This window comes from bacterium (genome assembly GCA_016716565.1).
Classification (GTDB): Bacteria; Bacteroidota; Ignavibacteria; order Ignavibacteriales; family Ignavibacteriaceae; genus IGN2.
Genome location: JADJWC010000001.1, coordinates 1,117,696 through 1,143,429, shown reverse-complemented (window position 1 = coordinate 1,143,429; position 25,734 = coordinate 1,117,696). Strand labels below are relative to the sequence as shown.

The window sequence follows — 25,734 nt, the reverse complement described above, 5'->3', positions numbered from 1 at the left end:
ATCTAGATGCTAACACAATTATTAATTGACCGTTAGATCAATCCATTCTTTCGAATAATTTTCTTAATAAAATGTTTATCCAGCAGTAAACAGTTTAAATTTGTCTTGTTATCCCATTAAGCCTCTTGAAGCGATGAATGACCACAGTTATTTAGGAGAGTGGTTCAGGTGGCGGGTTTGCTGCCAGTCGTGTACGATCATTCGGCAACGGAATAAATTCCTTGTTATCATTAGGTGGAAGAATAATTCTGCCTTCCTGCCAATCAGCTTTTGCCTGCTCAATTCTTTCTTTTCTTGATGAAACAAAATTCCACCAGATAAAACGTTCACCCAGAGGCTCACCGCCCAGCACCATAAGTGTCGAAAGTTCTAATGCCTTTACGGTTGGTTCTGATTTTTTTTTGAATACAAGCATCTGTCCCTCATTGAATTTTCTGCCTCCAAACTCAACACTTCCTTTTACAACATAAACAGCACGCTCTTCATGCTCTTTTGGTAATACTAAGACTGCTTGATTATCCAGCACGACATGCAAATAAAACAAAGGCGAAAGTATTTTCACATCGTTCTTCAAACCAAAAGCACTCCCGGCAATCAACCGCATCCAAACTCCCTTTTCTGAAAAAACAGGAAGTTCTGATTTTTTATAGTTAGTAAAAGCAGGATCAAACTCTTCAGCTTTTTCAGGAAGTGCTACCCACGTTTGAATCATTTCAAAACCTCCAGCAGCCCAAAGATTTGGATCTTCAAAACGTTCGGAATGTGCAATACCTTTTCCCGCTGTCATCCAGTTTACTTCACCGGGTTGTATGATCTGTTCTACTCCAAGACTGTCACGATGAGTAATCATTCCACTAAATAAATAACTGACCGTAGATAATCCTATATGCGGATGCGGAAGAACATCAAGCGATTTTACTGCAGAAGGCTTTTCTGCAACCGGACCACCATGATCCATAAAAATAAAAGGACCTACCATTCGCTTAAGTCTGAACGGAAGAATTCTGCGAACCTCTAATCCGGGAGCGATGGCAGCCTTTCTCGCTTCAATTGTTATTTCTAACATTTTACTTAAATTATTTTTACTGAGGTCATAGTAAGTGAACCACCAACTGCTTTATCATTGAACAAAGTTACATCTTCGCTTTCTTCTCTCAAAGCTAATGTATATAGTAATGGCAGATAATGTTCAGGAGTTGGAACAGCCAAGTTAAATTCTCTTCCTTGTGATTGATAATTTATTAATTGTATGTAATCACCGGACAAAATAAATTTTTTCATATTCTCGCTTGCTTCGAGCGCCCAATCGTAACCGTAATTAACTTCATCCAATCTTCTCCAGTCAACCATTCTTAAATTGTGAACCATATTCCCGCTTCCGATAATGAGCACACCTTTTTTACGTAGTAAACTTAGCTCTCTTGCAAGTTCAAAATGATATTGCGGAGACTGCCGGTAATCCAGACTCATTTGAATTACAGGAATATCAGCATTTGGATAAAGATGCTTTACAACGGACCACGCTCCGTGATCGAGTCCCCAGTTTATATCCAATCCCACTTCGGTATTTTTAACAATACTCTTAACTTCGCCTGCAAGTTCAGGATTCCCAGGTGCGGGATATTGAACTTCATAAAGTTCTTTCGGGAATCCTCCAAAGTCGTGAATGGTTTTTGGTTTTTCCATTGCAGTAACAAAAGTGCCGTTTGTTTCCCAGTGAGCAGATACAACCATAATTGCATTTGGTTTGGGGATTTCTTTACCAACTTTTCTGAATCCCTGTACAAATTCATTCTCTTCAATTGCATTCATCGGGCTGCCGTGACCAAGAAACAACACTGGCATTTTTTCTGTGTTACCGAAAGGTGCCGTAATTTTACTTAGTTCGTTCAGTTTCATAGCTACTCCTGTAAATGGTAATAATGCCAGTGTTTTTAAAAAAGACTTTCTTTGCATAATAGGTTTAATGTTTGACTATGAATTTAGTTCAACGCTTCAGATGAAGCAAATTCTTCCATTCTGATAATTAAATCGTTTTCGACATCATATACCTGAACCCATTTCTGTTTGAGTTCCTTACCCGATTTTTTTACTCGCTGATGTTCCTGTCCCAGAACAACAACGGTATTTCCTTCGACAATGAATTTTTGCGGTTCAAAACTTATCATTTCCGTGTTGTTCAGAATACTGGTTATGAACAACCTGGCACCAGTTTTCTTTTCATATATTCTTTTTGGAATGTATTGAGTTCCATGATAAATCCAAACAGTATCATCAGAAACAGTTTCGATGAACTTATTTACATCGCTACTTCCAAAAGCATCAAACATTTTTTCTACGACTTTTCTAGCTGAATTTTCCGTATGAATTTTCCTTTCATTTTATTTGATTATATTTTGAATAATCACTGAGTCAAAAGTAAGATGAAGTTTACACTTACGCATTCACATAGGTTAAATAATTGAGTTAACCTATGCAAATTTGCTTAAAGTATTATGTGTAAGATAGTTATTATGTATCATCTGCTAAGAGACTGAGGTGTTATTTGAGATAGGGAGCAGACTGATTTTTTACGGAATATATTCGGGAGATGAAATTGCGTATGCTGATGATTTTCCGTTATACCAAATTAAATTATTCTATAGATGATTTACTATATATAGCGGGAAGCCGCCAGTTGTATCGCACCGCAATCAGCCTGAGTGTCACGATTGCTGCAATACAAAATGCTTCAAGCGAAATTTCAGGTATACCTAATTTCAGCAATATAAAGTAAACTATCCCACCGAAAATACAAGCAGTAGCATAAATCTCTTTTTGAAAAATAAGCGGAATGTTATTTAAAGAAATATCTCTGAGTACACCACCAAAACAGGCAGTAATAGTTCCGAGTGCAATACAAATTGCAGGATGAAGTTCAAGGTTTATTCCCTTCTGTATACCAAGGATAGTGAAGAAACTTAGTCCCAGCGAATCAAAAACCAAAAGTATTTTATGATAGTTATGGATTACATTTGTAAACAGGATGGCTACTAAAGTACTGATCAGCACAATTATACTATAGCTTAAATCGTACATCCAGCTCACAGGAACATTCCCGATTAAAACATCACGCAATGTGCCACCACCAAGTGCAGTAATAAAGGCGATGATAAAAACTCCGAAGATATCAAGTTTTTTTTCCATCGCAGCAAAAACGCCTGAGATGCTAAAAGCTGCTATGCCCGCAATATCAATGAGTTGGAGAAGTTCCAATTGTAATCCTTTAAAAGTTCAAATACATTTTGGAGAAAAGAAATCAATTAATTTTTAATTTAGCAAGTAATTCATCTGTAAGCGGATCTGAATAAACACCATAAGCATTGACCAGCACACCTTTTATTTTATGCTTTTCAGAGGAAATAGCATACAAGACAGCTTGATCGGCAGGATCAGTTTGACCTTCAAAACGAAAATATTGATCAACCTGAAAATCAGACGGAAAAATTTTCAAATGACCACTACGGCAGTCGATGCAATCAGCTTTGAGGTTGAAATCTTCCGTATAGCCTTGTGCTTTTAAGACTTTCAAGGTTTCGGATAGAGTAGGCTCAGGATTTATCATATATTTACATTGGCTTATTGTACTAATGAAAAAGTTGTTTTGCAATATATAGAAATATATAAATATCATATTGGCTGCAGTGTGTTGGTGTATTTTCTTTCACATTTTTTGTAAACCGACTCGTTAATTAAACTAATTTAGTTTATTCTTTTTATAAATTCCATTTTCGTTATAATTACGATTATACTTATGCTGAGATAAAGTTTATACTTTTAGGTCATTAAATAAACTATTTTCTGACAGCATCTTTCATAAGTAATAATTATGTTCAATAAAAGTAGCGCAATGCTTTGGCTTCTTTATTAATCAATCCAAAAGAAATAACCAATCAGTCCACAGCACTGCGCAACAATTATTATTGAGCCAGGTATCCACCATCAGCAGGATAATAAGCACCCGTTACAAATGATGATTTAGATGATGCCAGCCAAAGTATCAGTTCAGCAATTTCTTCAGCTTCTCCTAAACGACCGATTGGATGTAATCCCACTAAAGAATTTAATGTAGCTTCATCAAGCGAATTGTAAATCAGGGGTGTTTTTATATAACCCGGTCCAACAGCATTGATACGGATTTTTTTATCGGCATATTCCAATGCAGCGGCTTTCGTCAATCCCACCACACCGTGTTTTGCAGCAACATAAGCGGGAGAAAATTTAGCACCTGTGTTTCCAAGTATGGATGCAATGTTTACAATGCTGCCGCCCTTTTCTCTCATAGCGGGAATTTGATAACGTAAACCATAAAAGACACCCGATAAATTAATGTCAATTACTTTTTGCCAGCCGTCAATAGGATATTCGCCTGTGGCGGCAACCGGACCACCGATACCAGCATTGTTTACAGCAATATCAAGCGAACCAAATTTTTCAATAGTTTGTTTTACCAACATCTCATTGTCTGATGGCTTTGAGGAATCAGCTTTGATGAAGAAAGCTTCCCCAGCTACTTTTTTAATTTCATCAACTGCCTTAATACCGTTCGCTTCACTGATGTCTGACACAATTACTTTGGCACCTTCCTTTGCAAACAATAAGGCTGAAGCTTTTCCAATGCCCGACCCAGCACCCGTAACAATAGCTACTTTATTTTCTAAGGATTTCATATAGCTGTTCCTTTCATTTTATTTTTCGTTGTTTAGTTACAAATCAAACATAACACATAAGGAAGTGTTAATCATTCACATAAGGTAAAAAATATCGTTAACATATATTTACTAAAGAAAGAAGAAAATTCAATAAAAGAAATAAAATATTCTTATTTATAGGATTGCTCCATTCGGATCCTTATAAGAGACTGCGGTGTTACAGGTCATTCTCATTCACAGGTTCTCGCATGTTATATCTTCAAGTTAGATAGCATCATTGCAGATTTGCGACCATTCGAACGAGTTCATATAAGAATTGCAATGCCATTTATGAATTCAAATAATTTTAGATGGGATTTGGCGGGTGTTATCAATGCTATATTAATTCAGGTCTTTATTTAAGGTTGGCAAACTATTAGATAACAGTTACAGACATAGCTAACTCTTCTTCGGTCTGTAAACGTGTGTGCTTTGTCCGAAGAAAACTTCAGCAGCTTCCATAATCGTTTCTGATAAAGTAGGATGAGGATGAATTGTTAACTTCAAATCTGTTAGGTTTGCACCCATTTCAATTGCAAGTACACCTTCTGCAATTAATTCACCGGCACCGGGACCGCAAATTCCTATTCCAAGAATTCTTTGTGTTGATGGATCAACTAATATTTTTGTTACGCCATCATTTCTGTCTAAGGTAACTGCTCTTCCTGAAGCAGCCCATGAAAACTTCGCAACTTCGTAATCAATCTTTTTTTCTTTTGCCTGATTTTCTGTCAATCCTGCCCACGCAATTTCCGGATCAGTGAAAACAACAGCGGGAATAGCCATCGGTTCAAAAACTGATTTATGTCCTGCAATTACTTCGACTGCAACTCGTCCTTCGTGCGAAGCTTTATGTGCAAGCATCGGTTCACCGACAATATCGCCAATTGCATATATATCAGGATCATTTGTTTTCATCTGGTTATTTACTTTTATCCAGCCACGTTCATTCACTTTTACTTTTGTGTTTTCCAATCCGAGTCCGGATGTATCTGGCTTTCTGCCGATAGACATTAAAACATAATCATAAGTTTGTTCTGTAATCCTTCCTTCAGCTCCGCCTTCGGCGGACTGAATCTTTACCTGAATTCCATCTTTAACTTCCTTCATTTCAACAACCTTTGAGTTGAGCATTATGCTTTCAAACTTTTCTTTTAATCTTTTAGAAAGATGAGAAACGAGATCGCGGTCTGCACCGGGAAGCAATCCGTCAAGCATTTCCACTACGGAAACTTTTGAGCCAAGTGCCTGGTAAACTGAACCAAGCTCGAGTCCAATATAGCCACCGCCAATTACAAGAAGTGATTTTGGAATTGCAGGAAGATCAAGTGCAGAGGTTGAGTTCAGTAATCTTTTACTTCCAATATTCAGTGATGGAATAGTAGCAATCCTTGAACCGGTTGCAATTACTATTTTATCAAATTTCATCTCTTCCTTGACGCCACCTGCCTGTCCGGCAGGCAGGTCTTTTTTATCAATGATAAGTGTTGTAGAATTTTTGAAAATAGCAGTTCCCTGCATATAATTCACTTTTCGGAATTTGGCTACTGATCCAACTCCGCTTGTAAGTTTTTCAACAACTTTGTTTTTCCAGTCACGCAGTTTATCCAGATCAATATTCGGTTTCGAAAATTCTATTCCCCAGTTTTTTGCGTGTTCAGTTTCATCGAGAAGTTTTGCAACGTGAAGCAGTGCTTTGGAGGGAATACAACCACGATAAAGACAAACACCACCGGGATTTTTATCTTTATCAATTAATGTTACGTTCATTCCAAGATCTGCTGCAAGGAAAGCCGCAGCGTATCCCCCGGGTCCGGCACCGATTACGGCAATATTTATATTATCAGACATAAATTTTCAATGGTCTCAAGTTAATTTCACATAAATATTTTCAATGGCTTTTCAAGCGCTTCACAAATCCATCTTAAAAATTGAATAGCATCAGCACCGTCAATAATTCGATGATCATAAGAAAGCGAAAGTGGAAGCATTAACCTCGGTTCAAAGTTTCCTTCTTTGTTGTAAACGAGTTCATAGTTTCCGCGTGATACACCAAGGATAGCTACTTCAGGTGAATTAATAATTGGAGTGAAGTATGTCCCCCCGATTCCACCAAGATTTGTAATTGTAAAACAACCTCCTTGCATTTCTTCCAGAGATAATTTTTTGTCACGGGCTTTTTGTGCAAGTTGATTCAATTCAACAGATATTTCAATTAGATTCTTCTTGTCAGCATTTTTAATTACCGGAACAAGCAAACCGAATTCAGTATCAACTGCAACTCCGATATTGATATATTTTTTGTAGATGACTTCCATCTTATCAATATCAATGCTGCTGTTAAACTGTGGAAACTTTTTCATTCCTTCTGCAATGATTTTAATGAGGATACCAGTTACCGTGAGCTTTGCACCGTGCTCTTCGACTTTTTTACTGAGTTCTCTTCTATCTTTTTCAAATTCTGTTATATCAGTTTTATCGAACTGAGTAACATGCGGAATTACCGACCAGGCATAACTCAAGTGAGTTGCGGTCTTCTCACGAATCTTGCTCATCGCGACTCGTTCAACTTTTCCGTACTTCGTAAAATCTAGCATAGCCTCTTTCTTTATTCCGATTCCAACTTCTTCACCTTTGACCTGCAAAATATTTTTCACATAAACTTTTACGTCATCCATCGAGATTCTTCCGTTTTCACCAGAACCGGGGACTTTGTTTATATCGACGCCAAGTTCTCTTGCAATTCTTCTAACAGATGGCGCTGCAGGCGCTGAACCGCGAAGTATCGGCAGCTGATCATCATGCTCACCAGACTTGAATTCCGGTAATTCACCTTTTAGATGTTCATCATTTATAGAAATTTCAGCAATAGGTTTTTTAGTGGATTCTAATTTTACTTTTGATGTCTCCACCATTGGCGTAGAAACAGTTACTAACGACTCAACTTTTATTAAAACATCACCCACCTTTACTTTATCACCGGTCTTTACATTAACTTCAACAACCTTTCCTTCGACTGAAGATGGAACTTCAACAGTCGCCTTATCTGTTTCAATATCAATCACACCCTGATCTTTTATGATCATGTCTCCCCTTTTCACAAGGACATTTATCACATCAGCAGATTTGATATTCTCCCCTAAATCGGGCAATTTAAATTCTATTACCATCAATCAGTTTGATTTGCTTTTTATTTTTAAGTTTATTTTTTTATTCTGAACGGATTACAAAAACACCAGGATTTTTCGAAAATTTCCATCTGATTCATTCAGAATAAAAATTTACCAACTAAGAAATCAGAGGATTTAATTTATTCGGATTTATCTCCAGATCTTTTTTTGCTTTTTCGAGATCTGTTTCTTTTATCTTTCCTTCTTTAACTAGTGCACCAAGAGTAGTATAAATAACATGCCTGTAATCAACCTCAAAGAAATCCCTGAGATCTTTTCTAGAAGCACTCCTACCAAATCCATCAGTTCCTAATGAGTGTAGTCTTCCAGGAAACCACTTTGATATTGAATCAGGAAGTGCTTTTACATAATCCGATGCAGCTACAAAAACTCCTTCTTCCTTCGAAAGAGATTGAGTGATGTACGAAGTCTTCTGCTTCTTATCAGGATTCAGCATATTCCATCTTTCAACTTCAAGAGCTTCTCTTCTCAATTCTTTATAGCTTGTAACACTCCAGACATCAGCAGCGACTTTGTAATCCTTCTCAAGAATTACCTGAGCCTTAAGTACTTCATTTAGAATTGTTCCACTGCCAAAAAGCTGTGCTTTAAGTTTTTCATCTTTCATTTTTGAAGGTTTGAATTTATACATTCCTTTAAGAATTCCTTCCTTTGCACCTTTTGGCATTTCAGGCATTGGATAGTTTTCATTCATCAAGGTGATATAGTAAAAAACTCTTTCCTGGTCTTCGAACATCCTTTTTATTCCATCGCGGATAATAACAGCAAGCTCAAATGCGAAAGCGGGATCGTATGCAACCATATTGGGAACAGCATAGGCCAGAAGATGACTATGTCCATCCTGATGCTGTAGTCCTTCACCATTCAACGTGGTTCTGCCCGATGTTCCACCAAGCATAAAACCTCTCACTCCTGCATCACCAGCAGCCCAAACAAGATCGCCAACTCTCTGCAATCCAAACATCGAGTAATAAATGAAGAACGGGATCATATTTAATCCATGATTCAGATAAGAAGTTCCCGCAGCGATGAAAGAGGACATCGAGCCAGCTTCAGTAATTCCTTCCTCGAGTATCTGTCCGTTTTTAATTTCTTTGTAGTAGAGAAGACTGTCTGCATCAACAGGTTCATACAACTGTCCTGCGTGTGCATATATTCCAACTTGACGGAAGAGAGATTCCATTCCAAACGTTCTTGCTTCATCAGGAACAATCGGGACAATATTTTTTCCAATTTCGGCATCCTTTAAAAGCTTTGCAAGAATTCTTACAAACACCATCGTTGTTGAAACTTCTCTTCCTTCAGTACCTTTGTAGAATTCTTCAAATAGTGATTCATCAGGCGTTTTTATCGGCTTCAAATTTGTTTTTCTTGAAGGCACGTATCCGCCGAGTGCTTTTCTTCTTTCAGTTAAATATTTTATTTCAGCACTGTCTTCATCAGGCCTGAAGAAAGGATCGTTATGAATCTGTTCATCAGAAATTGGAATACCAAATCGTGCACGGAATTCCTTCATCTCATCTTCATTTAATTTTTTCTGCTGATGGGTGATGTTCTTTCCCTCGCCACTTTCACCAAGTCCGTAGCCTTTTATTGTCTTGGCAAGAATAACTGTTGGCGAACCTTTATGATTTACCGCAGCACTGAAAGCAGCATAAACTTTTTCAGGATCGTGACCGCCTCTTTTCATTTTTTTCAAATCTTCATTAGACATACCAGCGACCATATCCTTTAACTCTTCATCAACTCCAAAGAAATGTTCACGGAAATAAGCGCCACTCTCAACAGTGTATTTCTGATATTGACCGTCAACGACCTCACCCATTCGCTTAACCAGCTTTCCATCTTTATCCTTCTCTAAAAGCGGATCCCAATCCTCACCCCAGATAACTTTTATCACATTCCATCCGGCACCACGGAAAGCTGCTTCAAGTTCCTGGATAATTTTTCCGTTACCGCGGACCGGTCCATCAAGTCTTTGCAAGTTGCAGTTGATTACAAAAATTAAATTATCAAGTCGTTCTCTTGATGCAAGAGTGATTGCACCCAGGGTTTCCGGCTCATCAGTTTCACCATCACCAAGAAATGCCCAGACTTTACTTCCGGTATCTTTTTTCAAGCCGCGATCTTCAAGATAACGATTGAACCTTGCCTGGTAGATTGCCATAATTGGTCCGAGCCCCATCGACACTGTAGGAAATTCCCAGAACTCAGGCATCAACCATGGATGAGGATAAGAAGATAATCCTCCGCCCTTTGCAAATTCATTTCTGAAATTTTTTAATTGTTCTTTTGAAATTCTTCCTTCAAGAAATGCACGTGCATAAATTCCGGGAGACGCATGACCCTGAAAATAAACCTGGTCGCCTTCATACCCATTTCCCCTTCCTCTGAAAAAGTGATTAAAACCGATCTCAAATAAAGTTGCAGCACTCGCATAAGTTGAAATGTGACCCCCTATACCTGCCTCCAACTTGTTTGCCTTTACAACCATTGCCATTGCATTCCAACGCAAAAGAGATTTTATTCTTCTTTCAATTTCCCTGTTGCCTGGAAAAGGAGGCTGCTTTTCTCTTGGGATTGTATTAATGTACGGAGTATTAGCTGTGAATGGAATTTGAACTCCGGCTTTGTGTGCACGAATCTGCAATTGCTGAAGTAACTCACGAACTCTTTCAGGTCCGCCGTGTTCAAAAACATAATCGAGCGAGTAAAGCCACTCGCTGGTTTCTATTTCTTCAATTTCAGGATTTCGTTTATAATCCTTGTCCATAAATTTCCTTAACTCTTAAAAAAGTTCCGTATTAGATTTAAATTCTAATCTTTGTGTTCTTTTTGATTAATTTCAAAATATTGTTGAGGCTGAATTAAAGTTAGGATGAAAGCCACATCTTCCAGAGCTTCTACATTGTGAGGGATTGCTTTCTCTAAGACAATAAATTCATTGGCTCCCACACTAACTTTTTCAAGTCCTACTATAAAATTCAGTTTACCAGATAATACAAAAAGTGTAATCGGACCAACGACTTTATGTTCATGTAAAGTAGTTCCCTTCCGTAACGATGTAAGCACGACACGCAAATTTGAATCTTTTTGCAAAGTGACGGCATTTCGATCCCCCTTAAGCCAGGCTGGTTCTTTTCTCAACTTCTCAACTTCTTCATTTATTGAAAAGTCCATAAAGGGAGCGGTCAGCACTCTCCTTCTTTAAACTCTCTCTTTTTAATTCGCTCATTTTGTGGCTCCTTCTACTTTAATTCTATGCTCAACAACAACCTAACATTCAGGCGAACAATAATCTTTGACTTAAGTCAATTAAAGACTTATATATTGTAGAACCTGAAGAACATTACTCTTTCTATTGCCGGGATCGCTTCATTCTATAGAAATAAAACTATAAGAATCATAATCAGAAGTGCTATTATTAAACACACCTCATATACAAGGCTGTATTGATCTCTTCCCTCATATTTTTCTATATTTTTCGTTAGGCTCATCTTTTCCTCCAATCCAAAATAGTTTTCGAACCTTGTATTAAATTTCTATCGTAATACTGATGCAACAACGAAGCCAACATTTATAATATTTTTTAAAATGAATCTCTCCGATTTGCCATCAAGAGTGGGGATAATATTGCAAATCTGCAACTCACAGTTCGAACTTCATATAAGAATTGCAATATGATTTTAAATTCAAAAAATTTTTAGATGAGATTAAGTAGTTGTTATCAGCACTTCGTTTATTCAAATCTTTATCTAGGGTTGGCAAACTAATTGAACTAATAGATTAAACATTCCAGCCTAAAAGATAAAAGGTAATCAGAAATGAAAATTGCTATCCCAACAAACGATAAAATTAATATAATTTATCACTTAAGGTTCGCCCTTGGATTTATGATTTTTGATATAGAAGAGGGTAAAATTCAGAATAAGCAATATAGAAAACTTGCTCAAATGAGCGGACAGGTTTTAGATTTTACTGAAGATTCATATGCTAGAGTTGCTCAAATCCTGACTGATTGTGATTTAATAATATTGTATGCAATGAATCCAAAAATAGAGCAAGAATTTAATAAAGCTAATGTTGAAATATTTTTGGCATCAGAAGCTGATATACAAAGTAGCATAAAACTGTTTTTACAGGGAAAGTTACTAAAGCTGAGTTAAGGAAAAGAATATATTTTCATTAAAATAGCTGAATAGTGTTTTAACAGTCAAACGAAGTTTTTTATGAATCTGAAAGGAACAAAGGATGAATATAATAGTTGTTACAAATGATGGGATTAATATTTCGATATATTAAAAAGATTGCAAAATGAGGAGTGGAAACATATATTACTTTCAAAAAGAGTGTAAACGAAGCTCTTTACCAATACTATTCGGATTGTTTTATAGACAATAGTTTATAATTTAGGAAAAAATAAGAGGCAAAATAAAAAGATTAATATAAGTAAGTTACTTCACCGATATGATTAATATAAATGGTAAGGTGATTGAAACAGTTTAAGAATAACCCCATAATAAATCCGGATATTTATACTGCTATACGTTTATTTTCTTTGAATTTAGCGTAAAGGAGATTTACAAATTCAGTCGGCCTCATGGAAACATTTTCAATTACATCAATATTCGCTTCATTAAAAAGATTTTTGGCATCCTTTCCACACTTACCACAAACCACAGCATTTACGCCTCTTTTTATAAGTATCTGTGCACAAAATATTTCAGAAGTAGGTGAAGATTTAAAGTGATTTGTGAACTTATCATTAAGATTTTTCTTCTCTATGTCATAAATAAAGAATTGATCTGAGTTTCCAAGCGTATCAGCAAATCTTGGATTACCGTTAATATATTTTATACAGATTGCTACTTTCATTTATACTCCGTTAGGTTAGTATATACTAAGTAACAAATTCCAGACCAATATTTATTAAATGAAAATCTAAAGCTCATACTTTTTCATTTTTCGCCATAGCGTACTTTTATTAATGCCTAGTTCAATTGCAGTTTGTGAACGATTTCCATTATGCTTCCGAAGAGTGGATTGTATTAACTGTCTTTCAGCCTGTTCAAATGGCGTTTTACTTTCGGCTTCATTCTCATTTAGGTTTAACTTTTTAAAATATCCTTGTAACTTTAAGGAAGATGTTCTGTTTTAATTGCATCTGAGTTACAAACAACAAATGAATGCTCAATTACATTTTCTAATTCTCTAATATTTCCCGGCCAATCGTAATTAGTAATCACCTTCAACGCATTCGGTGATATATAGTGGATATTTTTTTTAAATTTATTGTTAAACTTTGACATAAAATGATTGACCAGGCTGGGAATATCATCTTCTCGTTCGTGTAATGACGGTAAGTGAATATTGATTACATTGATCCTATAAAACAAGTCCTCTCTGAATTTTCCATTTATTATTTCTTTTTCTAAATCTCTGTGTGTTGCAGAAATAATTCGTGCATTGAGTTGAATTGTTTTGGTTCCACCAACTCTTTCAAACTGCCTGTTTTCCAAAACCCGTAATAATTTTACCTGTGTGGATAAAGGAATGTCGCCAATTTCATCAAGAAATAAAGTTCCGTTTGCAGCTAATTCGAACCGACCTGGTTTTGTCCGAATAGCTCCGGTAAACGCTCCTTTTTCGTGTCCAAACAGTTCACTTTCCAGTAGTGTTTCAGCAAATGCAGTACAATTAACAGCAATAAATGGTTCAGATTTTCTCGCACTATTCAAGTGAATTGCCCGTGCTATCACTTCCTTTCCTGTTCCACTATCTCCTGTAATTAGAACTGTACTATCTGTATCTAAAACATTTTCCATCATGCTGAATACCTGTAACATAGGTTTACTACGACCAATTACATTTTTAAAATGAAATCTTTCTTCAATATGATCGGAAAGGTTTTTCATTATGCTTATATCTTCGAAGGTTACGACCCTGCCGATTTTATTACTTCTTGTATCCAGTAATTGAGCTGAGTTAATTCTGACAAGCACCCTACTACCATCTTTACGAATGATTGTAGTTTCCCTTAGAAGATTCTGATGATGATCTTCAATGAATGATTTTAACAGTAGATCTTCCTTCCCAGCCTCAGAAGGAAAAACCTCCCAGTAATCTTTCCCCAATGCTTCGGAAGCCGAAAAACCTGTTATTCCTTCAGCGGCTTTATTGAATGAAGTTATTTTCCATTCAGAATCAACTGTAAAAGTCCCTTCAAGCAAACTATTGAAAATAGTCTCGAGTTTATTTTTTTGTTTAATAATTTCTTCGTTTTTTTGTTGCAGAGTAAGATGGAGTGAAACAACCTCATTGATGTCTCTGAAAACGATAATGAGTCCAATTACACCATGATCGGGCTGTATAAGGGGACTTATCGACGCGTTTACCTCAAGTTGCTTGTTACTCCTGTTTTAATTCTTAGCGATATATTTGAAAAAATCTCACCAGAATTTAAGCTGTTATTTATTATTGTGTTTTCGCCAAGTGTAGGATCAAATAAAATATTACTTTGTTTTGAAATGATCTCATCAGTACTGAATCCAGTAATCCTACTAGCGCCATCATTAAAAACAATAATTCTATGCTCTTTATTTATTGCAATAATACCATCAGAAGCAACAAACTTTTTCTTTGCTTCAAGAGTATCAACCTTAAACCTCAAATGATTAATATTGAATTTTGGTTAATATAATCAATTTAAGCGAAGTTGCGAATTAGTAGAATTCAATTCTAGATACCACAATAACTCTAATTGCAAAATGGAAATCGTCTTTCCATCGACAATGCATATCTGCAATACTATTTAAGTACAAATCGTATTTAGCACAATTCCACAATAATATTATTGGCTTCCTTTTTGAATTATCACATTCGAATGGAAGCACCAATCGAATCAAGAATTTTATTCGGTCGCATCATCTATAATGCATAGTATAAATTTTAGGACGTATCAAGTATCAAAACAAAGAAAGTAAAGGATATGAAAAATGGCTTATACGATAATGGAAGAATGTATTAATTGTCATGCTTGTGAACCTGAATGTCCGAACGAAGCAATTTCACGGGGTGATACAATATTTGTTATAGATCCTAATCTATGTTCTGAATGTGTGGGCTACCACAATGAACCACAGTGCGTATCTGTTTGTCCTGTTATATTCTATTAGCGAAAGAAGGTGCAAAAGTTGCTGTTACTGATATTCTTGAAAAAGAGGGTCAAGAAGTGGTTCAAATAATTAATGATTCTGGAGGTGTCGCGAAGTTTTGGCAACTTGATGTATTGAAAGAAAAAGAAGTTGAAAAGGTTTATTCTGAAATAGTAAATGAATTCGGACATCTCGATTCCACAGTAAACAATGCTGGAATATCAGGTGTTGATAAGCCGACACACGAATTAAGCGAGGATGAATGGGATGCTGTCATGAATATTAACGTAAAAGGTGTTTTCTTTTGCACTAAGCATGCTGTACTTCAGATGAAAAAAAATGGCAATGGTGGGAGTATCGTAAATATGTCGTCAATTTATGGACTAATAGGTGCTGGAGACATACCACATTATCATGCTTCAAAAGGTGCTGTTAGATTAATGACAAAAAATGATGCGATAATTTATGCAAAAGATAACATCCGGATTAATTCTATACATCCGGGTTTTATTTGGACACCATTAGTTGAAGAGTTTGGGAAACTAAAAACTGGGTTCAGAGAACACTTAGATAGCTTACACCCAATTGGACACATTGGCGAACCATTAGATATCGCATATGGAGTAATTTACCTTGTATCGGATGAATCTAAGTTTGTCACAGGAAGTGAATTGGTAATAGATGGCGGTTACACTGCTCAATAAAAATAAAAGTTAAAGATATAACAATAACGGATAAAGAAGGAGATTTAAAGAGTGTTACCAGAATTAATTCTTAGTGCTGGTGTAATAGCACTATTGAGAATATTTGATGTTTCCCTTGGAACTCTGAGGTCAATCTTCGTAATTCAATCAAGAAAATATATAGCCGCGATTACAGGTTTTTTTGAGGTGCTGATATGGATTTTTGCGATGCGATATATTGTTCAACATATGGATCATGAGCTTAACTTAATTGGTTATGCCAGTGGATTCGCACTTGGAACATTTTTGGGAGTTACCATGGATCAGAAACTCGGCTTCAGTTATATTCAGATCAGTATACTATCAAAAGGGAAAGGACAACTTATAGCAAATGCTTTAAGAGATGCTAACTTCGGTGCGACCATTTTACCAGGCGCAGGCGTTACTGGGGATATATTGATGGTGTTCACTGTAATTAATAGGAACAGATACATTAGGTTACTGGAGATAGTAAATAAAATTGATCCGGATGTTTTTATTAATATTCAACCAGCGTCACCATTTAAAGGATATATATCAAGAGACCATAAATAAATTGCGCTCAATTATAGTCTAACGCGCTATTACATTTACCATTTTTTAAATAGGAATTAAAATGACAAAAAGAAAATTTATATAACCGAAAAAGATAAATTAAAATTGAAAAGTCTTTTCAGAGCAACCATCGGAGTAAACAGTAATGATTTGAATAATATGAAAGAATTGCTGATTGAGCTCGAACGTGCCGAGGTGATTAATGATGACAATATAGATGAAAATGTGATTACTATGAATTCGACTGTTGTCGTAAAAGATCTTAATACTCATAGGGAGTTTGAATACACAATCGTCTACCCGGAATATGCGGATAGTTCAAAAAATAAAATTTCAGTCCTTGCCCCGGTAGGAACAGCACTTTTGGGGTATAAAGTGGGTGATATAATTGAATGGAAGGTGCCCGCAGGTAAAAGGCGATTTCTGGTTCAGCAAATTTTATTTCAACCGGAAGCAGCATTTAGATTACTTAAAAAGTAAATAAGAATATTCAGAAAAAAAACTATAATCTTGTAAAAATCTTATAGAAAATTAACTCAAAATTTGAAAGATACTAATTATGGCCACAGTCAAAAAAAATTTGCTCGAAGTTTGTATCGAAGGATTAGAATTTCCATTAAAGGTTGGTAGAAAAGCAAAGGCTGAAGGGGAAAACACTCAATAACCTGTTTATCAATCCATGCAATGATTGAAAAAATATTCGAAGAGCAATTCGAAACAAACATACTTGGAATCATATGTAATAGTGATGATTATGTTGGCTTACAGCAGTTGTCGAATAAAATAGTTAGTTATTTGAATTCAATTGATGCAAGATCAATTGATTTAATTTTTAGTTTTCCATTTTTCATTGAAAAATGCCCTCGAAATACCAGACAAAAGCATTCAATGAAATACAAATGCCAGTTCAAGGTTACAAAAAATTCATCATTTGATTATTCAAGAAATTATTTGGTCGAGATCCCTATTGTCGGAAAAGAATATATAATGCCTGGTATCCAGAAAGAAATTTTAGATATACCTGCTCTTCTTCTAATCAAGATGGAAGGCTTCGATGTATATTTTTTAGAAGACATCGTTGAGCTTGTAGAAAATCAGTTTGAAAGGCTGAACTCCAGCCCGTTATCAATTTTCGATGACGATAACAGGTTCTCTTTACTTGAAAAATTAGAGAATAAATTATCTGAAGAGTTTAATACCGATAAATGTACCGTGAAACTAATAACACGAAAAATGTTATATTCATTTTCTCTGGGATTATCAGGTGAAAGATATAAACCTGCCCTCATTAATGAGTATGAAACCGAACATATATTCGTATAAGAATTAGCTAAACAATGATACAAAATGAATAAAGAGAGGCTGGAAATCTTTAGATTAAATAATTTTAGAGAGGAAGCAATTAAATTTCTATCAGATAATAGAAGTGCGATTATATCTGAAGACGAAATAACACAAGCTGTTCAACTTATATTTTTAGGCTATTCAATTGCAGTTGAAAGTAAAATCAAAGATAAATCAAATAGTAAAATTCGAAATTTGAACCTGGGAATTATAATGTCCGAGTGGGGGCAAACTAGCTAAGAGCTTTAAGTAATCTACACTGTCCTGGATAACATAAAGCTAATTTAATCTGAACCTCTGTTATTTTCACCATGCAGGATTGAATTAAACACAATATTTAATAAAAATTATTAACAAAGAGTAGGAGGGAAGACTATGGCACTAAAAGAATTATTAATGCAATTGGGAAGTGAAAAAAATACTCCTTGCGTTACCATTTCATTCAATACACATCGTACGCATCCGGACAACGCACAGGATAAAATCATTTTAAAGAATCTGCTAAAAGAAGCAGAAAAGAGAGTAGTTAAAGAGTTTGGTAAGAAATCAAACGAAGTGCTACTAGAGAAAATCGCAACAGTGCAAAATGAAATTGATGTGAATTTTAATTTGGAGAGTCTTCACCTGTTCTTATCAAACGATACAGAAGAGATTGTAAAACTACCTTGGTCTATACGTCAAAATCGGGTACATGTTTCTAATACTTTTGCCATCCGTTCGTTGATTAAAGCTTATAACCAAAGTGAGCCTTATTTGGTGATGGTACTTTCGCAAGGCGGGGTTAATTTATACGAAGCGATAAATGACGGAATAATTGGGGAAATCATAAATGATGACTTCCCTTTTCCGGAAAACACACATAATATTTTCTTTCCGGAGAGGAAAAGCGATCCGGAATATGTAGATGATTTGATTAGAAAATATTTTAACAGGATAGATAAATCTCTTGTAAAAGTTTATAACGAGACAGGTCTGAATTGTATTGTAGTATGCACCGTTGATAATTATAGTCTGCTCATTCAGGTAGCTGATAAACCGGAAGTATATCATGGATTTGTTAAAATTGACTATAACAGAAGAGCTCCCCATCAAGTCGTTCAACAAACCTGGGGGCTGATTAATAATTTACAGCAGGAACGCATGGCTATGGCTATAGAGGAAATGAAAGAGGCGGTTGCTCAGGGCAAAGTAGTAACAGATCTTCAGGAAATTTATCAGGCGGCTATTGACGGCAGAGGTGAACTTTTGATTATACATCGAAATTTTGTACAGCCTGTATTAATGAAAACTGAAAGAACTTTTGATATAATTGAAGATCCTAGAACACAAGGCGCTATCGATGACATTACCAGCAACATAGCTTGGGAAGTACTTGCAAAGAAAGGCAGAACAATTTTTACCACACAGGATCAAATTAAAGACCTTGGTAATATTGTTCTGAAAACGAGATACTAAAAAAGTATTTTGCATAAGGTTTAATTCTGTTAACAGAGAGGTGTGAATATTATCAACGGCAAGAAAAATCGGTAATAATGATATTGCTTAAGTCGGAATTCTAATGAAATAAGTCTGCGATAAGAGTAAGCTCAGATAAAATCATTAAGAAGAAGTTGTCGAAAAATTAGTTTAAAAATATTTATTATAAGGAAAGCGTAATAAGGAATTATTGAGTCCTTAGCCAACTCAATTAAATTCTCTTTATATTCTTTTGAATATAAAACAAGTCTCTTGCTTTGCAGGAATAAACAATAATCATAAAATTCAAAAAGGGATTAAGATGAAAGAAATAAAAGCAATAATTCGACCATTTAAACTGTTAAAGGTTTTAGAAGCCTTAAAAGAGATTAAAACATTACCGGGAATTACAATCTCGGAAATAATTGGTTTTGGAAAAGCTGAGATTAACACAAAGGATATTAAAATAATTGATGACAAAATACTATCCGTTCCTCGAACAAAGCTCGAGATCGTAGTAGATGATAGTATGGTAGATAATGTATTAAATATAATTCAAAAGGTTGCTCATACAGGTAACTCCGGTGACGGAAAAATATTCGTCAGTAATGTTGATGAGGTAATAAAGATACGAACGAATGAGCGAAGTAAAGTTGCAATATAAAATTATTACCGTTAATGTCCACGCTTTTGGCACTCCAACATTGCGAGGATTATCTGAAAGTGACATCTGTGTTTTCGCAATGCAGACAGGTAAATTTCCAAATCCTAATTCAACAAATTTTTCTATTTTCTTTTTTGCACGCTTCTCAAAATAGACATCTTCTGCGCCATATATTTGAGTTGCGATAGTTTGAATTTTATCTTCGACAGACATTTCCAGATCATATAAAAATTTCTTTTGCGGATTGTTATTTTCTTCAGCGAGCCTGACCGTCTTTTCTGCAAGTTCAATCGCTCCTTCACCGCCCTTGCTGAATGCTTCATGGGCAGCACAATCCACATTAAGTTTCTCGCACAATTGAAAGATCATTTTAATTTCTTGTTGTGTATCTTTCGGAAATTTGTTGATCGTGATTATAACGGGTACTCCAAACTTTTTCATATTATTGATGTGCACTTCAAGATTTCCTAACCCTTTACTGAATGCTTCATAATTTTCTTCATACAATAAAGATTCCGGTTTTGACTTTACACCTCCGTGAAATTTAATCGCTCTGCACGTTGCAACAATAACAACTACCGATGGCCACATATCACTGCTCCTACAAACAATATCAAAGAATTTTTCGGCACCTAAATCGGAACCAAAGCCACACTCAGTCACAACATAATCAGCCAGTTTAAGAGCAATTTTATCTGCAATAATACTGTTGGTGCCATGTGCAATGTTTGCAAATGGGCCCGCGTGAACCAGTGCTGGAGTGTTTTCACTAGTTTGAACTAGGTTTGGCATAATTGCATCGTTCAGTAAAACTGCCATCGCATTATTTGCCTGAAGATCTTTTGCACGTACTAATTTCTGATCAAAATTATAACCAACTGCAATTTCTCCAAGTCTTCTTTTCAAATCAGCACGCGATTCCGCAAGTGCAAGAATGGCCATGACTTCTGACGCTGCGGTTATGACAAATCCTGATTCTCTTGGTACCCCATTTACTCTGCCCCCTAGCCCTATAACAATCTGACGCAATGATCTATCATTCATATCCATCGTTCTATTCCATAATATGTTGGTGACATCTATTCCCAGATCATTTCCTTTCATTATATGATTATCCAACATAGAAGCCAACAGATTATGCGCAGCAGTTATTGCGCTTAAGTCTCCGTTAAAATGCAGATTAATCATCTCCATAGGTAAAACCTGCGAATGCCCTCCGCCGGCCGCCCCTCCTTTCATACCAAAAACAGGTCCAACCGAAGGTTCACGGATTGCTATAATGCATTTCTTCCCAATCCTGTTTATTGCTTGCCCAAGACCAATAGATGTTAATGTCTTTCCTTCACCAAAATTAGTCGGACTCATGGCAGTAACCAGAATGAGTTTTCCATCCGGACGTGAAGCAAATTTTTCGCGGACACCTAACTTAATTTTACCAGTATAATTTCCATAAGGGACAAAATCATCCTCTGAAATATCTAATATTCCGAGTATCTCCTTAATGTTTTTCAATTTTACTTGACGTGCTAAATCTTGATCGGTTGGCATATTAATACCTTACGTCTTTGAAGAGAATAAGAGTTATTTAATTACATCAAAAGTTAAGGACTTTTTAGATGTAAAACTCCTTCAAAAAACTCCTATTATCTCAAGAGCAATTATATACCGCTATTAGTTTGAGATTATAGTTAGAGTTACAAACTAAGAGCAAATACTAATAGAATTAAGAACGCTATAACTGCCGCTGCCGCATGGATCAAAGCTAAAGCTTTAGGCCCCGGTTTATTATTTAAATCACGTACAAAAAGAATAATACCTCCGATTGCAGCAACAACAAATAAAATGAGAGATAAAATCGGGAAATCATCACCATAATTGATTGAAAAAATGATGAGAATAATTAGTGCAGTTGCGGCAAAAATTCCATGTACAACTGCTACTGGTTTAACGATCGGTTTACCTGTTAATAATGGGATTAAAATTGTTACTCCAGATACTGCTGCTAAAGCGAAAAGAATAATACTCGTAATTAACATAAAATTTTCCTTTTTAGCAGTAGATGATTTAACTAGCGAAAAGGTTACATAGATTGTAAATGTTTTATTATCTTTGAATTAAAAACAAGTAGATGTTGACGAAGCAAAACAATAAATCGTTAAAACAAATTTCCGATGAAGAACTAATTAATGAGGTAAAAAGTGGAAGAATCGAAGCTTATAGTGAAATAGTTCGTAGATATAACCAGAGACTGTACAGAATAGCAGTTTCTTACGGTGTTATGGATGATGATGCGGAGGAAGTAATACAATTAGCTTATATATCTGCTTATGAAAAATTATCCCAGTTCAGAGGCGATGCCAAATTTTCCACCTGGCTGATAAAAATCCTTATTAATGAATGCTTAATGTTGAAAAGGCAGCAAAGAAGGGTTGTAAAATTAGATGAGAGTAAAGATGTAACCTTTAGTACCGAAAGTCATCAAAACCCAGAAGAAAACTATATGGATATAGAAAGAAAGGAAATACTAGAAGAAGCAGTCAAACGGTTGCCAGAGAAATACAGGACTGTTTTCATTTTTAAAGAAATTGAAGGAATGAGTGTTGAAGAGATTTCCGATTCCCTCGGCATTTCAAAAGTAAATGTTAAAGTAAGACTGCACCGAGCGAAATCAATGTTGAAAGAGGATATTAAGGGAATCATTCATTTTGCAAGTCTATTCACATTTGGGAATGAAAGATGTGATAACATAACCGAAAATGTAATGGACTACATAAGAAGCAACCAGCAAGAGATAAATGCACAGTAAACTTTACAACTGGAACACCCATTTCAAAAATAAATATAAAATTATATCACTATAAATTGTAACCTTTCTTATTCCATTTCCTCTAATAATAAAAAGGAGATGAATTTTTGGAAAAGCACATCGTAAATATTCTGGAAATCACACAAATCACACATGATGTTAAAAGATTTGTTGTGGAAAAACCACACGGTTATGAGTTTATACCCGGGCAGGCAACCGAAGTTGCAATAAATAAACCGGGTTTTACAGAACAGAAAAGACCTTTTACTTTTACCGGCCTAAATGACTGGCCAAATCTTGAATTTACAATTAAAATATATAGTGATCACCTTGGAGTGACAAGTGAAATGGACAAGCTTGCACCAGGAGATAGTATTATTATTCATGATGTATGGGGAGAAATAGCTTATAAAGGTAAAGGTGTTTTTATTGCTGGAGGTGCAGGAATAACACCTTTTATTGCAATTCTCAGATATCTGAATAAACATCATATGCTTGGAGAAAACAAATTATTGTTTGCAAATAAAACAAAGTCGGATATTATACTGGAAGCTGAATTCCGGGCATTATTAGGAAAAAATTTTTATAATATTTTATCCGACGAAAAAGTTGAAGGATATGATTACGGTTTTATCACTACAGACTTGTTAAAGTCTTATACGGATCTCGATGATCAAAATAAGTACTATATCTGTGGACCAATTCCAATGATGGAATCGATCGAAAAACAGCTGAGCCAGTTGAACATAGACAAGAGTCATATAATAAAAGAGGGATTCTAGATCATTAGAAAGGTACTTATATGGAAAAAAATGGCTCAAATGGTAAAAGCATAGAAACTCAAGCAATGATTCAATCGTTAGGTTATTCTGAAAATGAAAATGCATTTTTATCGCATCTGGTAGACGATGAAACAAAAATAGAAATCATTGAAGATAGATTCAGAGATATTATGAGTGTCCTTGGTTTGAATCTCAATAATGACAGTTTGAAAGATACTCCAAGAAGGGTCGCCAAAATGTTTGTCAGAGAAGTATTCAGTGGATTAAATACAAATAATAAACCAAAGATATCATTATTCAAGAAGTCATTTAACTCTGATCAGATGATTGTTGAGAAAGATATTACCATTTATTCATACTGCGAACATCATTTCGTTCCTATAATTGGAAAAGCACATGTTGCATATTTTGCCAATGAATATGTAATCGGGCTTTCCAAACTTAATCGGATTGTGCAGTTTTATGCAAAACGTCCTCAACTACAGGAAAGGCTTACACATCAGATTTCTGAAGAGCTTATAACAATTCTAAATACAAAGGATGTAGCGGTGGTTATTGAGGCAGATCATCTGTGTATAAAATCCAGGGGTATAGAGGATGCAAACAGCAGAACTCTTACTTCGGAATATAATGGAAGATTTCTGGAGCCTGAAACTAGAAATGAGTTTATCAGTTATATTAAAAAATAAACAACTAATTTTTTCGACCAACGCCATAATGTAATACTAACTCACCACCAAGGAAGTTAGTGTAAAATAATCCCACCACGATCAATGTTTTCAATATTATTACCCAGTTATTTAAGATATTAATTTCTGGGAACTGCTTCAATTGAATTCCTGCAATCACACTAAATATCATAAGCCATAGCACATTTAATCCGCCGTGCAGCAAAGCTATTTTTAGAATTGTCTGCTCGTTTTTTATTTTGATTAGATCAATCGCTCCGAATCCTGCAGCAAAAAATCCTGAAGTAGTTCCCAAGACCAATGAATAAAAGGCTAATTCTGCCAAATAAAGCTTTGATATATGATTGAAAATATGTCCAGTAAAGCACTTAGTGGAAGAAATGCTATCGGAAAGTGAATCAGCATTATGTGAATGGGATGTCCCGAAATAGTAGCTTTAAACATTATTACAATTAAAATTTTTGTTTAATACTCTGATGAATAACCTAGCATAAAGGTTACAATGCAGAAAAAATAAATTTAAACTAAATATTTATTGATTTTATAAGATCCAAAAACTTCATAAACACAATCATTGTTATAATCGTTATGATATCATAGCTAATGTAAAAGGTTAAATCATTCTGCAATAATCAACTACTAAATTCCTGTGCACTATTAAAATCGGCCCTTGCTGCTTGAATATCTCCCATCTTGACAAGCAAAGTCGCCCTGTTAAAGTAAGCGTTTGGATCATTCGGATTAAGTTTAATTGCCTCAGAAAAAAACTTGATTGCAACTTGGATTTCTCCCTGATCAGCCTTTTCTACTCCTATGATATTTAATGAAGTTGAGGAAACATTAGCTGGCACATTTTCATAATTCATCATTTCCCTTTTCAAATTATTTTATATAAAATCTACTTTACCAAAGTCGATTCTAAAAAGTTTATTGTTCTTTCTTTTACTAAACTTATTTTAAGAATATGTTTATCGATAACAATTGACTTAAATCAACTTTTAGTCGATTGAATGAATTATTATTCTACATTCGGTAGATCTCTGGATATATTGTTGAACACTTTTCATATATCATTTATCCGAAGAGAAAAAGCATTTGAGCGCTACAGCATTGTTATGCTCCTCATCTTTGGCTGAATAAAGTAGCGTGACAATACCTTTTTGTTTTTGTAATTTTTTGATTTGATGAAGAAGCTCCATTTTTCCTCTGAGTTCTCTACTATACTTAGCTTTAAATGAAATCCATCTCCTGATGTCATGTGCAAACCACTTGCGCAGCTCATTAGATGGTGCAATTTCTTTCATCCAAAGATCAATTTTTACTTCCGAATTTTTCACCCCCCTTGGCCAGATTCTATCAACTAGTATCCGATACCCATCTGAATTTGATTCTTTCTCATAAATTCTTTTAACTTTTATGTTCATTACAATCTCAATAGATGATCATTATTGTTGTAAGTTTCAATCAGAGATCGGAGGGAATTATAATATGAATTCAGAGTTTCCAGGTTTATCGTTGGATTTTTAATATTTGGAATTGTTACTGGCATCTCAGACAATAATTCATATAATTCCGGATATCGTTCCTGAATTGTCATTGTAATCTTAATTATCGCCCCATTAAGCTCATCAATTTGGTTCAT

At 35.2% G+C, this 25,734-nt stretch carries 31 protein-coding genes and 1 pseudogene; 12 read left to right on the top strand and 20 right to left on the bottom strand.

Annotated features, from left to right (window positions below; genetic code table 11):
* Positions 1 to 151: 151 nt before the first annotated feature.
* From IPM14_04985 to IPM14_04940, 10 genes are all read right to left on the bottom strand, one after another.
* The gene (locus IPM14_04985) at positions 152 to 1,066 is read right to left on the bottom strand and encodes a pirin family protein (GenBank protein ID MBK9097477.1); all 915 of its coding nucleotides are present in this window, start codon (positions 1,064 to 1,066) and stop codon (positions 152 to 154) included.
* Positions 1,067 to 1,071: 5 nt separating this feature from the next.
* On the bottom strand, positions 1,072 to 1,899 hold the full coding sequence (gene ygiD, locus IPM14_04980) for a 4,5-DOPA dioxygenase extradiol (protein MBK9097476.1): 828 nt from the start codon (positions 1,897 to 1,899) through the stop codon (positions 1,072 to 1,074).
* 83 nt (positions 1,900 to 1,982) lie between these two features.
* Positions 1,983 to 2,330 carry a nuclear transport factor 2 family protein gene (locus tag IPM14_04975; GenBank protein ID MBK9097475.1) on the bottom strand — a complete coding sequence of 116 codons (348 nt, stop codon included), beginning with the start codon at positions 2,328 to 2,330 and terminating at the stop codon, positions 1,983 to 1,985.
* Between the two features lie 304 nt (positions 2,331 to 2,634).
* The gene (locus tag IPM14_04970; protein ID MBK9097474.1) at positions 2,635 to 3,255 is read right to left on the bottom strand and encodes a trimeric intracellular cation channel family protein; all 621 of its coding nucleotides are present in this window, start codon (positions 3,253 to 3,255) and stop codon (positions 2,635 to 2,637) included.
* A gap of 43 nt (positions 3,256 to 3,298) precedes the next feature.
* Positions 3,299 to 3,604, bottom strand: coding sequence for a phosphoribosylpyrophosphate synthetase (locus tag IPM14_04965; GenBank protein MBK9097473.1), 306 nt, complete (start codon positions 3,602 to 3,604; stop codon positions 3,299 to 3,301).
* A 355-nt stretch (positions 3,605 to 3,959) separates the two neighbouring features.
* Positions 3,960 to 4,709, bottom strand: a complete 750-nt coding sequence (locus tag IPM14_04960) for an SDR family oxidoreductase (GenBank protein ID MBK9097472.1) — start codon at positions 4,707 to 4,709, stop codon at positions 3,960 to 3,962.
* A 420-nt stretch (positions 4,710 to 5,129) separates the two neighbouring features.
* Positions 5,130 to 6,581 (bottom strand): dihydrolipoyl dehydrogenase, encoded by a 1,452-nt coding sequence (gene lpdA, locus IPM14_04955; protein MBK9097471.1) that lies wholly within the window; start codon positions 6,579 to 6,581, stop codon positions 5,130 to 5,132.
* A gap of 26 nt (positions 6,582 to 6,607) precedes the next feature.
* Positions 6,608 to 7,900 (bottom strand): 2-oxo acid dehydrogenase subunit E2, encoded by a 1,293-nt coding sequence (locus tag IPM14_04950; protein MBK9097470.1) that lies wholly within the window; start codon positions 7,898 to 7,900, stop codon positions 6,608 to 6,610.
* 118 nt (positions 7,901 to 8,018) lie between these two features.
* Positions 8,019 to 10,694: a pyruvate dehydrogenase (acetyl-transferring), homodimeric type gene (aceE, locus tag IPM14_04945; GenBank protein ID MBK9097469.1), complete on the bottom strand. Its 2,676-nt coding sequence runs from the start codon at positions 10,692 to 10,694 to the stop codon at positions 8,019 to 8,021.
* A 44-nt stretch (positions 10,695 to 10,738) separates the two neighbouring features.
* Positions 10,739 to 11,119, bottom strand: a complete 381-nt coding sequence (locus tag IPM14_04940) for a cupin domain-containing protein (GenBank protein ID MBK9097468.1) — start codon at positions 11,117 to 11,119, stop codon at positions 10,739 to 10,741.
* A 626-nt stretch (positions 11,120 to 11,745) separates the two neighbouring features.
* Between IPM14_04940 and IPM14_04935 the strand changes: the two genes are divergently transcribed.
* On the top strand, positions 11,746 to 12,087 hold the full coding sequence (locus IPM14_04935; protein MBK9097467.1) for a NifB/NifX family molybdenum-iron cluster-binding protein: 342 nt from the start codon (positions 11,746 to 11,748) through the stop codon (positions 12,085 to 12,087).
* Between the two features lie 367 nt (positions 12,088 to 12,454).
* Here the strand turns inward: IPM14_04935 and IPM14_04930 are convergent, their stop codons facing one another.
* The 4 genes from IPM14_04930 to IPM14_04915 form a co-directional block, all read right to left on the bottom strand.
* Positions 12,455 to 12,796: a hypothetical protein gene (locus IPM14_04930; GenBank protein ID MBK9097466.1), complete on the bottom strand. Its 342-nt coding sequence runs from the start codon at positions 12,794 to 12,796 to the stop codon at positions 12,455 to 12,457.
* 66 nt (positions 12,797 to 12,862) lie between these two features.
* Positions 12,863 to 12,970 carry a hypothetical protein gene (locus tag IPM14_04925; GenBank protein MBK9097465.1) on the bottom strand — a complete coding sequence of 36 codons (108 nt, stop codon included), beginning with the start codon at positions 12,968 to 12,970 and terminating at the stop codon, positions 12,863 to 12,865.
* Positions 12,971 to 13,056: 86 nt separating this feature from the next.
* Positions 13,057 to 14,151 (bottom strand): sigma 54-interacting transcriptional regulator, encoded by a 1,095-nt coding sequence (locus tag IPM14_04920; GenBank protein MBK9097464.1) that lies wholly within the window; start codon positions 14,149 to 14,151, stop codon positions 13,057 to 13,059.
* Between the two features lie 161 nt (positions 14,152 to 14,312).
* Positions 14,313 to 14,591, bottom strand: coding sequence for a PAS domain-containing protein (locus tag IPM14_04915; protein ID MBK9097463.1), 279 nt, complete (start codon positions 14,589 to 14,591; stop codon positions 14,313 to 14,315).
* A gap of 325 nt (positions 14,592 to 14,916) precedes the next feature.
* Between IPM14_04915 and IPM14_04910 the strand changes: the two genes are divergently transcribed.
* The 8 genes and pseudogenes from IPM14_04910 (at position 14,917) to IPM14_04875 (ending at position 19,815) form a co-directional block, all read left to right on the top strand.
* Positions 14,917 to 15,096: a YfhL family 4Fe-4S dicluster ferredoxin gene (locus IPM14_04910; GenBank protein ID MBK9097462.1), complete on the top strand. Its 180-nt coding sequence runs from the start codon at positions 14,917 to 14,919 to the stop codon at positions 15,094 to 15,096.
* Positions 15,063 to 15,779: an SDR family oxidoreductase gene (locus IPM14_04905; protein ID MBK9097461.1), complete on the top strand. Its 717-nt coding sequence runs from the start codon at positions 15,063 to 15,065 to the stop codon at positions 15,777 to 15,779. The genes IPM14_04910 and IPM14_04905 overlap by 34 nt, the downstream gene beginning before the upstream one ends.
* Positions 15,780 to 15,830: 51 nt before the next feature.
* Positions 15,831 to 16,352, top strand: a complete 522-nt coding sequence (locus IPM14_04900) for a DUF2179 domain-containing protein (protein MBK9097460.1) — start codon at positions 15,831 to 15,833, stop codon at positions 16,350 to 16,352.
* 33 nt (positions 16,353 to 16,385) lie between these two features.
* Positions 16,386 to 16,832: pseudogene (rnk, locus tag IPM14_04895) on the top strand (nucleoside diphosphate kinase regulator).
* Between the two features lie 204 nt (positions 16,833 to 17,036).
* On the top strand, positions 17,037 to 17,675 hold the full coding sequence (locus IPM14_04890) for a hypothetical protein (GenBank protein MBK9097459.1): 639 nt from the start codon (positions 17,037 to 17,039) through the stop codon (positions 17,673 to 17,675).
* 24 nt (positions 17,676 to 17,699) lie between these two features.
* A complete protein-coding gene (locus IPM14_04885; GenBank protein ID MBK9097458.1) occupies positions 17,700 to 17,936 on the top strand; it encodes a hypothetical protein in 237 nt (78 codons plus the stop codon).
* 135 nt (positions 17,937 to 18,071) lie between these two features.
* Positions 18,072 to 19,151: a hypothetical protein gene (locus IPM14_04880; GenBank protein MBK9097457.1), complete on the top strand. Its 1,080-nt coding sequence runs from the start codon at positions 18,072 to 18,074 to the stop codon at positions 19,149 to 19,151.
* Positions 19,152 to 19,473: 322 nt separating this feature from the next.
* Entirely contained in the window at positions 19,474 to 19,815 is a 342-nt protein-coding gene (locus IPM14_04875; protein ID MBK9097456.1) for a P-II family nitrogen regulator, read from the top strand.
* Here IPM14_04875 and IPM14_04870 read toward each other — a convergent pair.
* Together IPM14_04870 and IPM14_04865 are read right to left on the bottom strand one after the other, a co-directional pair.
* A complete protein-coding gene (locus IPM14_04870) occupies positions 19,696 to 21,363 on the bottom strand; it encodes a formate--tetrahydrofolate ligase (GenBank protein MBK9097455.1) in 1,668 nt (555 codons plus the stop codon). The genes IPM14_04875 and IPM14_04870 overlap by 120 nt on opposite strands.
* A gap of 146 nt (positions 21,364 to 21,509) precedes the next feature.
* On the bottom strand, positions 21,510 to 21,851 hold the full coding sequence (locus IPM14_04865; GenBank protein ID MBK9097454.1) for a hypothetical protein: 342 nt from the start codon (positions 21,849 to 21,851) through the stop codon (positions 21,510 to 21,512).
* A gap of 92 nt (positions 21,852 to 21,943) precedes the next feature.
* Between IPM14_04865 and IPM14_04860 the strand changes: the two genes are divergently transcribed.
* The 3 genes from IPM14_04860 to folE all read left to right on the top strand — a co-directional run bounded on the left by IPM14_04860 (position 21,944) and on the right by folE (position 24,092).
* A complete protein-coding gene (locus IPM14_04860; GenBank protein MBK9097453.1) occupies positions 21,944 to 22,621 on the top strand; it encodes an RNA polymerase sigma factor in 678 nt (225 codons plus the stop codon).
* Between the two features lie 107 nt (positions 22,622 to 22,728).
* The gene (locus IPM14_04855) at positions 22,729 to 23,403 is read left to right on the top strand and encodes a flavodoxin reductase (protein ID MBK9097452.1); all 675 of its coding nucleotides are present in this window, start codon (positions 22,729 to 22,731) and stop codon (positions 23,401 to 23,403) included.
* 20 nt (positions 23,404 to 23,423) lie between these two features.
* On the top strand, positions 23,424 to 24,092 hold the full coding sequence (gene folE, locus IPM14_04850; protein MBK9097451.1) for a GTP cyclohydrolase I FolE: 669 nt from the start codon (positions 23,424 to 23,426) through the stop codon (positions 24,090 to 24,092).
* A gap of 4 nt (positions 24,093 to 24,096) precedes the next feature.
* On the opposite strand, the gene IPM14_04845 is transcribed toward folE, so the two are convergent.
* The 4 genes from IPM14_04845 to IPM14_04830 form a co-directional block, all read right to left on the bottom strand.
* The gene (locus IPM14_04845; protein ID MBK9097450.1) at positions 24,097 to 24,417 is read right to left on the bottom strand and encodes a DUF2231 domain-containing protein; all 321 of its coding nucleotides are present in this window, start codon (positions 24,415 to 24,417) and stop codon (positions 24,097 to 24,099) included.
* A 307-nt stretch (positions 24,418 to 24,724) separates the two neighbouring features.
* Positions 24,725 to 24,961, bottom strand: a complete 237-nt coding sequence (locus tag IPM14_04840) for a tetratricopeptide repeat protein (GenBank protein MBK9097449.1) — start codon at positions 24,959 to 24,961, stop codon at positions 24,725 to 24,727.
* A gap of 201 nt (positions 24,962 to 25,162) precedes the next feature.
* Positions 25,163 to 25,516, bottom strand: a complete 354-nt coding sequence (locus IPM14_04835) for a DUF488 family protein (protein ID MBK9097448.1) — start codon at positions 25,514 to 25,516, stop codon at positions 25,163 to 25,165.
* Positions 25,516 to 25,734 (bottom strand): hypothetical protein, encoded by a 219-nt coding sequence (locus tag IPM14_04830; protein MBK9097447.1) that lies wholly within the window; start codon positions 25,732 to 25,734, stop codon positions 25,516 to 25,518. Before IPM14_04830 ends, IPM14_04835 begins: the two co-directional genes overlap by 1 nt.